Origin of the sequence: Flagellimonas yonaguniensis (assembly GCF_029193885.1) — a bacterium.
Classification (GTDB): Bacteria; Bacteroidota; Bacteroidia; order Flavobacteriales; family Flavobacteriaceae; genus Flagellimonas; species Flagellimonas yonaguniensis.
Map to the genome: position 1 here is coordinate 818,786 of NZ_JARFVB010000001.1, position 13,021 is coordinate 831,806.

A 13,021-nucleotide genomic window follows, 5' to 3' on the forward strand; every position below is an offset into this window, starting at 1 on the left:
GGTGGTGTTTATATCTTCTAAGGTAAGAACGAATATTGGTATGCCAACCCTTTAGGGTTGGATTTGCGGGGGGCAATAAAAAACTCTGGCAATTTGCCAGAGTTTTTCAGTATTTGCCAATGGTTGTTTTATTGAGGATTGTCGTCTGTGGCATCCTCTACTTCGTCTTCAACTTCTTCGGCCGCATCTTCTACGCCATCTCCAACATCTTCTGCTGTTTCTTCAATGCCTTCTCCGACATCCTCCGCAGCTTCTTCAACTTCTTCAATGGCTTCTTCGGCCTTATCTTCTTTAGTTTCTCTGCAACTGGTCATACTCAAGGTAAGTGCCATTGCTATGAACATTGTAAATAAACTTATTGACTTTCTCATGGGTTCTCTATTTTTAGGTTAATGATTCTTTTAGATGGTGCGTATGTGATTTATAATTTTTTTCTTCCGGTTATCAGTGAAATGATAAACAATACAATGAATATGAAGAATAGGATTTTGGCTATACTCGCTGCTCCTGCGGCAATTCCACCAAATCCGAATATACCGGCAACAATGGCCAAAATTATAAAGGTAACTGTCCAGCGTAACATATATAGTAGTGTTTAAATTAATGCCTGATCAACTATTAATCAGTACATTACAAATGTCGCTCACTTTCTTGGTGAAGCTTGCCGTTTTCCGTTTATATGTTAACTCAAAAGAAAATTCGGTGTATTCCATTGATCAGTGCACCTTTCATCAGTGGTCCGGAAATTGTGTATGGGCAAATAATGGCTCAACTTCGGTATTGGAGGTCAAGTTTTTCAAAAAGAATTCGTTGGACATGCGTTTGGCCTCCAACTTTGTTTTTTTGGGGTTTTGGATGATTTCCTTTAAGTCATCCATATTGGAATTTTTGTTCAGCCATAGGGCAGCGTGTTCTTTGGGGACTATGACGGGGGCAAGATGACTGATGTTGTGATAGCTGGAGACAAAGGGCTCGGTTTTGCTTACTGTTATTGCAGTGCACAAGAAGCCATCGTTCAATATATTATAGGTGCCCGCCAAATAAAATGGTTTGTTGGATGCCTGATGAATGTAGTAACTACAGGTATTGCCATTTTCCAGTAGATGGGTGTAAAAACCCGTTACGATAACCAAACAGCGCCTTTTTTTAAAGGATTCCTGCATCCAAGCTATGCTTTCCAGTTCTACCATCTGTACGTTCAAGGTGTTGGCATTGTCTTGAAAAATATGCCAGTCTTCCTTAAAGTCTTGGGGCATGAGCCCCCAGATGGCAAAGGTTATTTCGTTTTGGTTTTCCATGGTGACCACACCAAGGTTGGTCTCATGGAAACCGTTGATAATGGGGTTTGGTCTGAATAGGTTTGGATACCTGAAGGGAATGCCAAACTCCTTTTCTATCACATCTCTTTCCGCTTCATTTGAAAGTTTGTAGATCATAAGCTCCGTGAATATTTCATACAAGTAACTTGAAAACATTAGAACAGGTTGACTCAAACCAATTTAATCGTGTTGCTTTTGATAAACTTTTTATAAAAGTGGGGCAAAGAAACCGTTCATTGTTGCCCAAAAAAGAACAAAGCCTATCTTTATTGGATTGATAATTGATCGATTGAAAAAACGACACCATATTTTCTAAATGATAAAAATCAAAGTTGAGGCCCAGGATACGGCTGAATCAGTAGAGCAGATCAAGAATGTGATCGGGGGCGAAATATCGGAAAGGTGGGGACAGCACACTTTGAGTGTTTCCAATGACAAGGCCAATGGGAATATCCGTTTCATTACGTTTGAGTGGGGAGTGAGCTTGTTGGAACTGGATATTACTTTTTTTGATGAGGTATTGATCGAGGTGGATACGTCAGACTTTAACCCTATTAGCTTTTATTACTGTTTGGAAGGCTATTGCGGCCATAAATTCGGTTACCAGTCCGAGGAAGAGATTAAGATCATGGAGCAGTTCCAATCCGTGATCCTGACCAATAGGGATGGTGGTGTAATGCATCGCTATTTTCCCAAGGACATCAAAATCTCACAGAGCGTCATACAAGTGAGAAGAAAGCCTTTTTTGCGAAAAAGATTGAACCAGGGCGAGGAACTCAACAAGCAGTTGTACAGAGTGTTTTTGGATACCGACCACAAAAAGGTGTTTGCCTATTATGGGTCCTACAATCTTAAGATTGCCGAGGTAATGGGGGAAATAAAGAAAGTCAAGGCAAAGGGAATGGTTCGTATTATGATGATCGAGGGGTTTGTGTACCAAATCCTTTCCATGCACATGATACAGCACAATAAGGAGGTGCGGAACAAAAGGCCCCAGACCAGTTTGCTGAAACGGGAATTGAAAACGATCCGTAGCTATGCCAAAAAGATAGAGAAGAACATCGCCAAGGATTTTTCCTTGGAGGAGATTTCGGCAGAAACAGGGTTGACCCAAGCCAAGCTGCAAGAGGGGTTCAAATTGCTGTACAATAAAACGGTAACGGAATACATACGGCATGCCCGATTGGAACTGGCCCGCGATTACATTGCCACCACCGAAATGAACATATCCGAAGTGGTCTACTCCATTGGATTTACCAGTAGGAGCTATTTTTCCAAGATCTTTAAGGAGAAATACGGCTTGAGCCCGAGTGAATTCAAAAACAGCAAGAAAAACGCCCAAGTGGTGGGCTAGGGATCACAAGCACCTTACCAACCCTGCGGATTTGCCGCAACGGGGCGTAGCCGTTCCAGATGGCAAATATCCTGGTACTGATGCGTTACCTCCACACGGAGTGATGGGTCCGGGGCATCTATCCTAAAGGATAGCTGTAGTTTTTCTTCATCCACGTACAGCCTGCCATGGTCCAAGGGGCGGAGCAGGGACAGCATTTCCATATTGTGGCACTGCTCAACACCGGGCAAGCGGAATTGAAAGGAAAAACGGAACACCAGATTGTCCAGTACCGTTAGTTCGGCTACATCTTTGCAAGCTGTTTTTTGAAGGATAATACGGCTCTGGCGCCGTTGCAGGTGGTTCAGGAATTGCCCGTTTTGATGATTGCGAATTTCAAGGGTCGCAAAAGTGACCTGCAGTGGTGCAGGGGAGCTTTGGTGGAGGAAGTTGGTAAAAGTGGATGAAATGGGAAGTGATGGCATGGTAGGTTATTTTAATGAATGGGATTCCTCAAATTTACGCAAAATGACGTTTACGTCATTAATTTCGACATACAAAATTTTGACATTGCTGTCGTATGATGGACAACGACGACCAAAATGTTGATTTTTTAAAGGACTTAGCTGGCCGGATTAAGGGCTTGAGAGAAGCTAAAAATCTTACCCAAGAAGACGCCTACAATGATACTGGAATTCATTTTGGACGAATTGAAACTGGCAAATGGGACCCAAAGTTCAGCACCATCAAAAGAATCGCCACTTATTTTAATTTGAGCATCACTGAGTTTTTTGCTGAGGGATTTGATGAATAGAATGCTATCATCTCACTTGCTGAACAAAAAGCATGTCAGTTTTATTCTTAATTTGGGTGTGTAGGGATATTTGTGTTTTACATTTCTAGTCATAAGCTCGGAAGTATTATTAAGAACTATTGATTTTAAAGAATTTCTTTATAAACTTAAAATCATCCATCCACTATTTAAGTTTTTTCCTTTTTTCTTAATTTAGAGGCTGCACTAATTAAAATGTTATGCAAAACTTCAAAGCAGGAAATTATGTCAGTCAGGGAACTTTCAACAGTTTTATTCCTGAAGTGATTAATCGAAATTGGACTCTAGATGATATGGAGGTCATAGAGTTGTTAAGCCAAGCTGATAGACAGCTAGGAAGACTGGATATGTACTCTGAACATACTCCGAACATAGATCTTTTCATATCTATGCATATTCTAAAGGAGGCAACAAAGTCAAGTAAAATAGAAGGCACAAAAACCAATATAGAAGAAGCTCTACAGGATAAAGAAGAGATAGCAGAAGAGGAGAGAGATGATTGGGAGGAAGTTCAGAACTATATTAAAGCATTGAATAAAGCTATTGAATCTCTAGATGAATTACCATTATCTTCGAGATTAATAAGGTTAGCCCATAAAGTTCTTCTACAAGGAGTTCGAGGAAAACATAAAATACCAGGGCAATTCAGAACTAGTCAAAATTGGATTGGCGGTGCCTCAATTGCTGATGCAACATTCATTCCTCCTCCGCATACTGAAGTTCCACGTTTAATGGGAGATTTGGAGAAGTTTTCCCACAACACTGAAATAAGGCTGCCACATCTATTGAAAATTGCTCTTATTCACTACCAGTTTGAAACAATACATCCCTTTTTGGATGGTAACGGTCGAGTTGGGCGTCTCTTGATTACTCTTTATCTTGTAGAGAAAGGCATTTTAAAGAAACCAATCTTATACTTATCTGATTTTTTTGAAAGAAATAGGCAATTGTATTATGATAATTTGATGAAAGTCAGGACTACTAATGATATTAAACAATGGTTTAAGTTTTTTCTGGTGGGTGTTATAGAAACCGCAAGGGGGAGTATCGAGACTTTTAACAATATTATGAAGTTGCAAAAAGAGGTTGATTTGAAAATTCAAGGACTTGGTGCAAGAACAAGCAATGCTCGAGCAGTTGTAAGTAAACTCTATCTTCGACCGCTTATCAATGTCCAAAAGGTAGCGGACCTTACAGACCTTTCCCTTCCATCAGCGTATAAACTAGTTAATGAATTGGAACAACTTGGTATTCTAAAAGAAATAACAGGTGCTAAAAGGGGCAAACAATATTGGTTCGAAGAATACATCAATTTATTTAAATAATAAATATTTTCCAATAAAGAACTGAGTTGAAAAACAAAAAACCCACAAACATAGTTTGCGGGTTTTTTTGTGGTACCTCCAGGAATCGAACCAGGGACACACGGATTTTCAGTCCGTTGCTCTACCAACTGAGCTAAGGTACCAAGCTTTATTAAGCGGGTGCAAATATAATTTCAAAATTAGGATATACAAACAAAAACCCGAAAAAAAGCCCCTGATTTTTTCCAATTCCCGATCTTTGTACTATGAATCTGGTCATCGATATAGGCAATACACGCATCAAATACGCTGTTTTCCAGAACAGAAGGATGATCTACGACCATAGCTTTGGGTCGGGCCTGTTCCTTTCCAAGATCAAGGAACTCTTTGAGCAGTACCCGCGCATCAACAATGCGATCATATCCTCCGTAGGTAAACTGGACCGCAAGGAAAGGGATGTGGTGGCCCTTTTTTGCAAAGTGCACGTGCTTAGCAGTGCATCCAAAGTCCCATTCAAGAACAGCTACGCTACACCGAGCACCTTGGGGGTGGATAGGTTGGCCCTCGCCGCTGCGGCCTATTCCCAAAACCCACGGGGCAACACCTTGGTCATCGATGCCGGTACCTGCATTACCTACGAAATGGTGAACAATGCAGGCGAATATGTTGGGGGCGCCATTTCCCCGGGCATCCAAATGCGGTACAATGCCATGCACAACCAAACGGCGGGCCTGCCCCAACTGGCTCCCGATGAACTTTTGGATTTCATAGGCAACTCCACCGAATCCTGCATGCACAGTGGTGTGATCAATGGTGTGGCCCAGGAAGTGGACGGGGTAATCAATCAATATCGATCTCGTTTTCAACATTTAACAGTTATTTTAACAGGCGGAGACTCCCATTTTTTTGCCAAAAGGCTAAAAAACACCATATTTGCGAACTCCAAATTTCTCTTGGAGGGGCTAAATTGCCTACTGGAATACAACACAAACTGAATGATTAAAAAAATTCTGATCGCTTTTTTTTGCGTGACAGCCCATGGTTTGTTCGCGCAAAATGGAACCATTTCGCCATATTCTTATTTTGGAATCGGCGACCACAGGGACAACGGAAGTGTGGATAATCAAATGATGGGAGGAATAAGTATGTATGGGGATAGTATCCATATCAACCTATCCAATCCAGCGGCATACTCCAAACTAAGATTAACTGCATACACTGCTGGAATTTCCCATAAACAGTACAGACTCAAGAGCTGGAGCGAAGAGCAAAACACCTCCGTTACCAATTTGGATTATCTGGCCATAGGCTTTCCCTTGGCTAAAAAGGTAGGTTTTGGTTTTGGTGTGATGCCCTATTCATCCGTGGGATATGATCTTAATTCCACCTCCGTCAATAGTGGGGGGGCGGAAGTAACCAACTTTTTTTCTGGAGAAGGCGGACTTAACAGATTGTATGCCTCTCTTGGTTTTGAACTTGCCAAGAACCTTAGTTTGGGAGTGACGGCCAATTTCAATTTCGGGACATTGGAATATGAAAGAATTCAGGGTGTGGAAGGAGTGCAATTTGGAACGTTGGATAATCGTGAATCCAAAATAAATGGGTATGACTTCAAGTATGCGTTAAACTACACGCCCCAAATAAATGATAAGTACACCCTATACACATCTGTATTGGTAAACACGCAGGGCAACTTGGTTTCCAAGAACAAGCAAACCTTTGGTTCTTTTTCCCTGTCAAGCGGCAACAATGTCGAAGTGGTCGAAGTGAACCTCGATGCATCCAACCTAAGAAATACGGAATTAAAGATCCCCACAAGAACAACAGTGGGCCTTGGTTTTGGGGAAAATAGAAAATGGTTTTTAGGTGCGGAGTACAGTTTTCAACAGATGGATGATTTTGAAAATGCCTTCCTTGGATTGGAAAACGTAACATATTCCAATGCCAGCACCTATGCCTTTGGCGGATACTGGGTGCCTGATTACCGTTCGCTTTCAGGCTATTTCAATCGTATTACCTACCGTGCGGGATTACGGTATGATGTAAGTGGAATGACGGTCAACAGCAAGGAAATAAACAATTTTGGCATAACTTTTGGATTAGGTTTACCGATGGGGGGAACTTTCTCAAATCTTAACCTAGGTTTTGAATTGGGGAGAAGAGGGACAACCGATATGAACCTGATTGAGGAAAGTTATTTCAAAATAAATTTGGGCTTATCGTTAAATGCAAGTTGGTTTCAGAAAACAAAAATAAATTGATGGCCCTTTTTTTTGATAAATTGATAAATAACCACCCATATAAGGTCCTGTGAGAGGATTTTTTAATGAAAATTTGTACTTTAACAGCTTTAAAATTAGTAAGATGAAAAAGAGACACTACTTAACAATGATAATGGTCACTATGTTGACGGGATTAAGTATGGCCCAAGCACAGAACCCCGAGTGTATGACCAATCTGTCTATTTATGCAGAGCACGTAAAGGTTAAAAATTATGATGCAGCTTATGAGCCATGGAAAATGGTTTACGAAAGTTGCCCGGATATCAATAAGGCAAATTTCTCCTACGGAGAAAGAATCTTGAAATCCAAAATAGATAACTCAACCGGAGCCGATAAAGATGGCTATATCCAAGATTTATTGGCATTGTATGATAATAGTTTGAAATATTTCCCATCAAATTACCCCGCAGCCGGAGTGGCCATTGACAAGGCATTGTTGTTGTTTGACAATAAAATGGCTTCTGATGAAGAGATTTTTAGCATGTTGGACAAGGCCTTCCAAGAGGATCGCGCCAACTTTAAGAATCCAAAGGCACTTTACCTTTACTTCTCAAGCCTGGTTGATTTGCACGATGCCGGTAAAAAGGACCTTCAGGATGTTTTTGAGACTTATGATGATGTAACTGGGAAAATTGAAGAAGAAAATAAAGAGCTGACAGGTATTGTTACCAAACTTCTTCCAAAGGATTCGTTGGGCACTTTGACCAGCAAGGAAAAGAGAATGTTTAAGGTTGCTAGTGTGAATTCTGAAAATTACGGTAAAATAGCAAGCAGTATAGATTCCAAATTGGGAGCGCTTGCAGATTGTGACAACCTTATTCCACTGTACGAAAAAAACTTTGAAGAAAGAAAGGGTGATGTAAAATGGGTAAAGGGAGCCGTAGGAAGAATGTTCTCCAAAGAGTGTACCGACGACCCTATGTTTAGAAAATTGTTCGAAGCCCAGTTGGCCTTAGACCCATCTGCCGATGCATATATGTATGGAGGGGTACTTAAGCAGAAATCAGGGGATTTGAACGGAGCCCTTGCTGATTTTAACAAAGCAGTGGAATTGGAAACCGATTCTTACAGGAAATCCGATATCCTTTATAAAATTGCCACTACTGTAAGGAATAGCAGCAAGTCTCAAGCCAGAAGCTACGCGCTCAAGGCCATCGATGCCAATCCAGCAAATGGGAAAGCTTATTTGTTGATAGCTACGCTTTATGGAAATAGTGCCAACGCATGTGGTAGTACTCCGTTCGAAAAAAGAGCAATCTATTGGAAAGCTGCTGCCATGGCAAGAAAAGCAGCAACTGTAGATCCTGCTTTGAGAGGTCGTGCAAGCCAGCTTGCTGCCAACTACGATGCCAAAGCTCCAACCAAAGAAATGATCTTTAGCTCAGGAAAAGCGGGTCAAACCATTTCTTTCAGCTGTTGGGTAGGTGGTAGTGTTACCGTACCTAATTTATAGTGAAGAAAACATCTGAACATATTTTGAATAGATTTGCCACGGTTTTTGCCGTGGCAATCCTTTTTATGTCCTGTGGTGACGACTACGAAAGAGTGGGGGAAGAGGCCGTAAAACCCTTGTTTCCACAAGGAATCGCCCAAAATTTCACATTGACCTACACCGAGACCGTTAAGTCATTGGGTGCCCAGGATTCCGCAACTTCTCGGGTAATAGCCGTACTTAAAAGTCCGTTGTCGGAGGATTTTGATAATCAAAGATTTAAGTTCAAGACCTTTCCCGAAGGCCTTCAGGTTGATTTTTACGATGATGAGGGCAAAAAAAGCGTGGTGGTATCGGATTATGCAATTTATTATTCCCAAACTAATTTGATAGATTTGCAGGGAAATGTGGTCATTGAAACACATGACGGTAAAAAACTGGAAACCGATCAATTATACGTTGATAGAAAGAACAATTGGATTTTTACCGAAGCCACCTTCAAATACACCAATCCAGAAGATGCAACCGTAATGGATGGCGAAGGAATGGATTTCAATACAGACTTTACTTTTTTCAAGGCCCATAAGACCTACGGATTAATGACGATAAAAGAAGAAGAATAGGATGATCAAGATTTTACGATACACAGAATACCTTTACTTGGCCGTTGCCGCAATTTCCATTTATAAGATCGCCACACTTTGGAGCATAAATCCAAAGGATACCTACATTTTTATCTTCTTTGCCGTGGTGTCCATTGCCATGTTCGTTTTCAGAAGAAGATATCGGAAGCGTTTTGAACAGCGAAAAAAGGATAATCAACAATAACATTGGACTCCTCTGTAGTAATCATAGTTCTTTCGCTGCTGTTTTCAGCATTTTTTTCAGGAATGGAGATCGCCTTCGTTTCCGCCAATAAGATTCATATTGAAATAGAGAAAAAGCAAGAAGGTTTCTTGGCCAAAGTACTCACTTTGCTCACGGATAAACCCTCAAAATTTATTGCCACCATGCTCATAGGCAATAATATCGCTTTGGTCATCTATGGCCTTTTTATGGGCGACATGCTCATGGAGTGGTTCCAAACGCTATTGCCAACAAGCCATCAGTTTTTGAACGCGCTTTTGACGGATTTTAGTTTACTGTCACAAACGGTTATTTCAACCTTGGTAATTCTATTGACCGCCGAATTTTTGCCCAAGGTGCTTTTCCAAATATATTCCAATGCCCTCATCAAGGTTTTTGCGGTGCCCGCTTATTTCTTTTACCTTTTATTCTCTTTCATATCATGGTTTGTGATCAAAGTGTCGGATTTTATTTTGAAGGTATTTTTCAAGACCGATGGAGATGAGGTGCAGCTATCTTTCACTAAACTGGAATTGGGGGACTACATCAACGAGCAAATGGAAACCGTGGAAGAAGAGGACGATGTGGATTCCGAGATTCAGATTTTCCAGAACGCCTTGGAGTTCTCAACCGTGAAAGCACGCGAAGTAATGGTGCCGCGCACCGAAATTACCGCTGTAGATCTAACCGAAACTCCAAAAAACCTGACCAAGCTGTTTACCGAAACAGGCTATTCCAAAATTCTGATTTTCAAGGAAAGCATTGATGAGATCATAGGGTATGTGCATTCCTATGAACTCTTCAAAAAGCCGAAGACCATCAAAAGTATATTGCTTCCCGTGGAATTTGTTCCCGAGACCATGCTCATTCAGGATATTTTGAACGTACTGACCAAAAAACGTAAAAGCATGGCGGTGGTTTTGGATGAATATGGAGGAACTTCCGGTATTTTGACAGTGGAGGACATTATCGAGGAACTTTTTGGAGAGATTGAAGATGAGCACGATTCCACCGACCTGTATGAAGAACAGCTAAGCGAGAACGAGTACAAGTTCTCGGCACGAATGGAGGTGGATTACATCAATGAAAATTATAAACTGGAGCTTCCAGAAGGGGAGGAATATGAAACCTTGGGGGGATTGATCGTAAATCAAACAGGAGAGATTCCCGAACAGGATTCAGAAGTGACCATGGACAATTTTACCTTCAAAATATTGGAGGTGTCCAATACCAAAATAGACTTGGTAAGTGTACACGTTCATACTGATGACTAACCCATTGTGGATTATGTTTTTGCTTTTTCACAATAAACACTCGGTTCGAGTGCGAAGCGTATCGAGAACAAGTGTTTTTAGGGTAAAAAATCGTATTCTCGACACAATTTTTCACTACTTCGCATTGAAAAACCACTCGAATTGACGATTAGTGTCCAATAATGCACTACAGGCTGAAGATTAATAATTTCCGCCCCTTTTTTAGCTTTCCTATTTGAAAAGAAAGTGGTATTTTCGCCCACTGAATTTAAAGAAAACAAGCAGTAAAATGGCAATATTAGAGAATATTAGAAAACGGACAACAGTTCTTATTCTAATCATTGGTTTGGCGTTGTTCGCATTTGTGATATCAGGAGTGTTCAGCAGCAACAATTTTTCCGGTGGAAAAGTAGGCTCCTCGGTTGCAGAGGTAAATGGAGAGAATATTCCCATCGATGAGTTCCGAGCTCAAGTAGAAACAGCTTCCAGAAGATACGGGCCAAGCGTTACCTCTACCCAGTTGGTGAACATGGTGTACGATCAAGAGGTAAGAAAAACCATTTTGAACCAGCAGTTCGAAGATTTGGGGATTGATGTGGAAAGCGATCAGATCATTGAATTTGTGAGAACATCCGGCTATGCCCAGATTCCGGATTTTCAGGATGAGAACGGAGTGTTCAACGAGCAAGTCTTTAAAAGTGCCATTGCCGATTGGAGAGCCAACGACCCTTTGCGTTACGATGCTTGGTTGCAAGATGAAGCATCCATTATTCAAGCAGCCAAAGAACGTATGTACTTCAACTTGGTAAAAGGAGGGGTTACTGCTACCCTTGCCGAAGGAGAAATGAACTACGACATGGCCAACGATAAAGTGGACATGCAGTACGTTCGTATCCCTTACACTTCAATTCCGGACAGTACCATTGAAGTTTCCAAAAGTGATATCGAATCCTATATCAACGATCACAAAGCCTTGTTCGAGCAAGACAAAGCCCGTGATATCCGTTTTGTATATTTTGAAGAAAAACCATCTGCTGAGGATGAGAACAATGTAAAATCGGAAATTACCGCATTGCTTGATGATTCAGTGGAATATTCAGAAGCAAAGGATGCCAACGATACCATTCTCGGTTTTGGAAATACCACCGATATGGCCGCGTTCTTGGACAGACATTCCGACACCAAATTCGATACCATTTACAAAGCCAAGAAAGACCTTCCTTCCGTAGTTGCCGATACTTTGATGGCAATGGGCGTAGGGGAAATCTACGGTCCATATAAAGACGGTGACGCTTACAAAGTATCCAAGGTCATGGACAGAAAGGAAAATGGAACGGTAAAAGCAAGCCATATTTTGATTACTTGGGAAGGTGCAGAGCGTGCTAACCCATCCATTACCAGAACCAAAGAAGAAGCAGAGGCCGAAGCAAATAGATTGTTGGCGGAAGCCAGAAAAGAAGACGTTATTTTCAGTGCATTAGCGCGAGATAATTCAGATGGACCATCCGCGCCACGTGGAGGAGACCTTGGGTATTTCCAAGAAGGGGTAATGGCCGATGAGTTCAACGATTTCTGTTTTGGAAACCCAACAGGTACCGTTGGATTGGTGGAAACCCAATTTGGATACCACGTCATCAAAGTTGATGATAAGCAAGATGTGATACAGGTGGCTACCTTGTCAAGGGAAATCGAGCCATCTGAAGAAACCATCAATACATTGTTTACCAATGCCACCAAATATGAAATGGCGGTTATGGACGCAGAGCCCGAAGATTTTGGGGATATTGCCAGGGAAAGCAACTACACAGTCCGTCCCGTGAACAAAATCAAGGAAATGGAAGAGAACCTTCCAGGTCTTGGTTCCCAGCGTAGCATTGTGCAATGGGCGTTCAACGATGATACCAGCGTAGGTGATATTAGACGTTTTAATGCAAACAATGGTTATGCCGTGGTACAATTGACCAAGAAGTACAAGAAGGGACTAATGGCGCCTGAGGATGCTTCTGCAACAGCATTGCCGGCCATTAGAAAGGAACTTAAAGCAGAGCAAATCATTGCGGCCAACAAAGGAAAGGCCATGGATGTCATCGCTTCTGATAATAATGTGAGCCAAACTACTGCATCTGCGCTTACCTTGTCATCGCCGACCTTGCCCGGAGCCGGTAGAGAACCTTTGGTTGTTGGAACCGCATTCGCAATGGAGCAGGATCAAACTTCCGATTTGATCGAAGGAAACACGGGCGTGTTCATGATCAAGGTTACCAATAAAACCGAAGCTGCCGATGTGGAAAACTACAGCACCTATGCACAAAATTTGCAAACAAGTGCTGCCACAAGGGTAAATGGTGCGGTTTACAACGCTTTGAAGGACAAAGCTGAAATAGAAGATAAAAGAGCTATATTCTACTAGGATTTAGCTA

Annotated in this window: 14 protein-coding genes and 1 tRNA gene; 10 read left to right on the plus strand and 5 right to left on the minus strand. The window is 41.6% G+C overall.

What is annotated here, in order from left to right; translation table 11 throughout:
• Positions 1-128: 128 nt before the first annotated feature.
• The 3 genes from PY092_RS03670 to PY092_RS03680 all read right to left on the minus strand — a co-directional run bounded on the left by PY092_RS03670 (position 129) and on the right by PY092_RS03680 (position 1,475).
• Positions 129-371, minus strand: a complete 243-nt coding sequence (locus PY092_RS03670; RefSeq protein ID WP_275614500.1) for a hypothetical protein — start codon at positions 369-371, stop codon at positions 129-131.
• Positions 372-421: 50 nt separating this feature from the next.
• Positions 422-583, minus strand: a complete 162-nt coding sequence (locus tag PY092_RS03675) for a DUF1328 family protein (protein ID WP_119606545.1) — start codon at positions 581-583, stop codon at positions 422-424.
• A gap of 148 nt (positions 584-731) precedes the next feature.
• Entirely contained in the window at positions 732-1,475 is a 744-nt protein-coding gene (locus PY092_RS03680) for an SOS response-associated peptidase (RefSeq protein ID WP_275614501.1), read from the minus strand.
• A 160-nt stretch (positions 1,476-1,635) separates the two neighbouring features.
• On the opposite strand from PY092_RS03680, the gene PY092_RS03685 reads away from it, so the two are divergent.
• On the plus strand, positions 1,636-2,673 hold the full coding sequence (locus PY092_RS03685) for a helix-turn-helix domain-containing protein (protein ID WP_275614502.1): 1,038 nt from the start codon (positions 1,636-1,638) through the stop codon (positions 2,671-2,673).
• A gap of 14 nt (positions 2,674-2,687) precedes the next feature.
• Here the strand turns inward: PY092_RS03685 and PY092_RS03690 are convergent, their stop codons facing one another.
• Positions 2,688-3,137 carry a hypothetical protein gene (locus PY092_RS03690; RefSeq protein ID WP_275614503.1) on the minus strand — a complete coding sequence of 150 codons (450 nt, stop codon included), beginning with the start codon at positions 3,135-3,137 and terminating at the stop codon, positions 2,688-2,690.
• A 95-nt stretch (positions 3,138-3,232) separates the two neighbouring features.
• On the opposite strand from PY092_RS03690, the gene PY092_RS03695 reads away from it, so the two are divergent.
• Both PY092_RS03695 and PY092_RS03700 read left to right on the plus strand, forming a co-directional pair.
• Entirely contained in the window at positions 3,233-3,466 is a 234-nt protein-coding gene (locus PY092_RS03695) for a helix-turn-helix domain-containing protein (protein ID WP_275614504.1), read from the plus strand.
• Positions 3,467-3,684: 218 nt separating this feature from the next.
• The gene (locus tag PY092_RS03700) at positions 3,685-4,809 is read left to right on the plus strand and encodes a Fic family protein (RefSeq protein ID WP_275614505.1); all 1,125 of its coding nucleotides are present in this window, start codon (positions 3,685-3,687) and stop codon (positions 4,807-4,809) included.
• 70 nt (positions 4,810-4,879) lie between these two features.
• On the opposite strand, the gene PY092_RS03705 is transcribed toward PY092_RS03700, so the two are convergent.
• Positions 4,880-4,952: transfer RNA gene (locus tag PY092_RS03705), tRNA-Phe, on the minus strand.
• A 102-nt stretch (positions 4,953-5,054) separates the two neighbouring features.
• Here PY092_RS03705 and PY092_RS03710 point away from each other — a divergent pair.
• The 7 genes from PY092_RS03710 to PY092_RS03740 all read left to right on the plus strand — a co-directional run bounded on the left by PY092_RS03710 (position 5,055) and on the right by PY092_RS03740 (position 13,011).
• Positions 5,055-5,783, plus strand: coding sequence for a type III pantothenate kinase (locus PY092_RS03710; protein ID WP_275614506.1), 729 nt, complete (start codon positions 5,055-5,057; stop codon positions 5,781-5,783).
• Positions 5,784-7,049 carry a BamG family beta-barrel-assembly machinery protein gene (locus PY092_RS03715; RefSeq protein WP_275614507.1) on the plus strand — a complete coding sequence of 422 codons (1,266 nt, stop codon included), beginning with the start codon at positions 5,784-5,786 and terminating at the stop codon, positions 7,047-7,049. It abuts the gene before it with no gap.
• 103 nt (positions 7,050-7,152) lie between these two features.
• Positions 7,153-8,523, plus strand: a complete 1,371-nt coding sequence (locus PY092_RS03720; protein WP_275614508.1) for a tetratricopeptide repeat protein — start codon at positions 7,153-7,155, stop codon at positions 8,521-8,523.
• 23 nt (positions 8,524-8,546) lie between these two features.
• The gene (lptC, locus tag PY092_RS03725) at positions 8,547-9,125 is read left to right on the plus strand and encodes an LPS export ABC transporter periplasmic protein LptC (protein WP_289623208.1); all 579 of its coding nucleotides are present in this window, start codon (positions 8,547-8,549) and stop codon (positions 9,123-9,125) included.
• Between the two features lies 1 nt (position 9,126).
• Positions 9,127-9,330 (plus strand): hypothetical protein, encoded by a 204-nt coding sequence (locus PY092_RS03730; protein WP_119606555.1) that lies wholly within the window; start codon positions 9,127-9,129, stop codon positions 9,328-9,330.
• 2 nt (positions 9,331-9,332) lie between these two features.
• Positions 9,333-10,622 carry a hemolysin family protein gene (locus tag PY092_RS03735; RefSeq protein ID WP_275614510.1) on the plus strand — a complete coding sequence of 430 codons (1,290 nt, stop codon included), beginning with the start codon at positions 9,333-9,335 and terminating at the stop codon, positions 10,620-10,622.
• A gap of 268 nt (positions 10,623-10,890) precedes the next feature.
• Positions 10,891-13,011 (plus strand): peptidylprolyl isomerase, encoded by a 2,121-nt coding sequence (locus tag PY092_RS03740; RefSeq protein WP_275614511.1) that lies wholly within the window; start codon positions 10,891-10,893, stop codon positions 13,009-13,011.
• Positions 13,012-13,021: the final 10 nt, after the last annotated feature.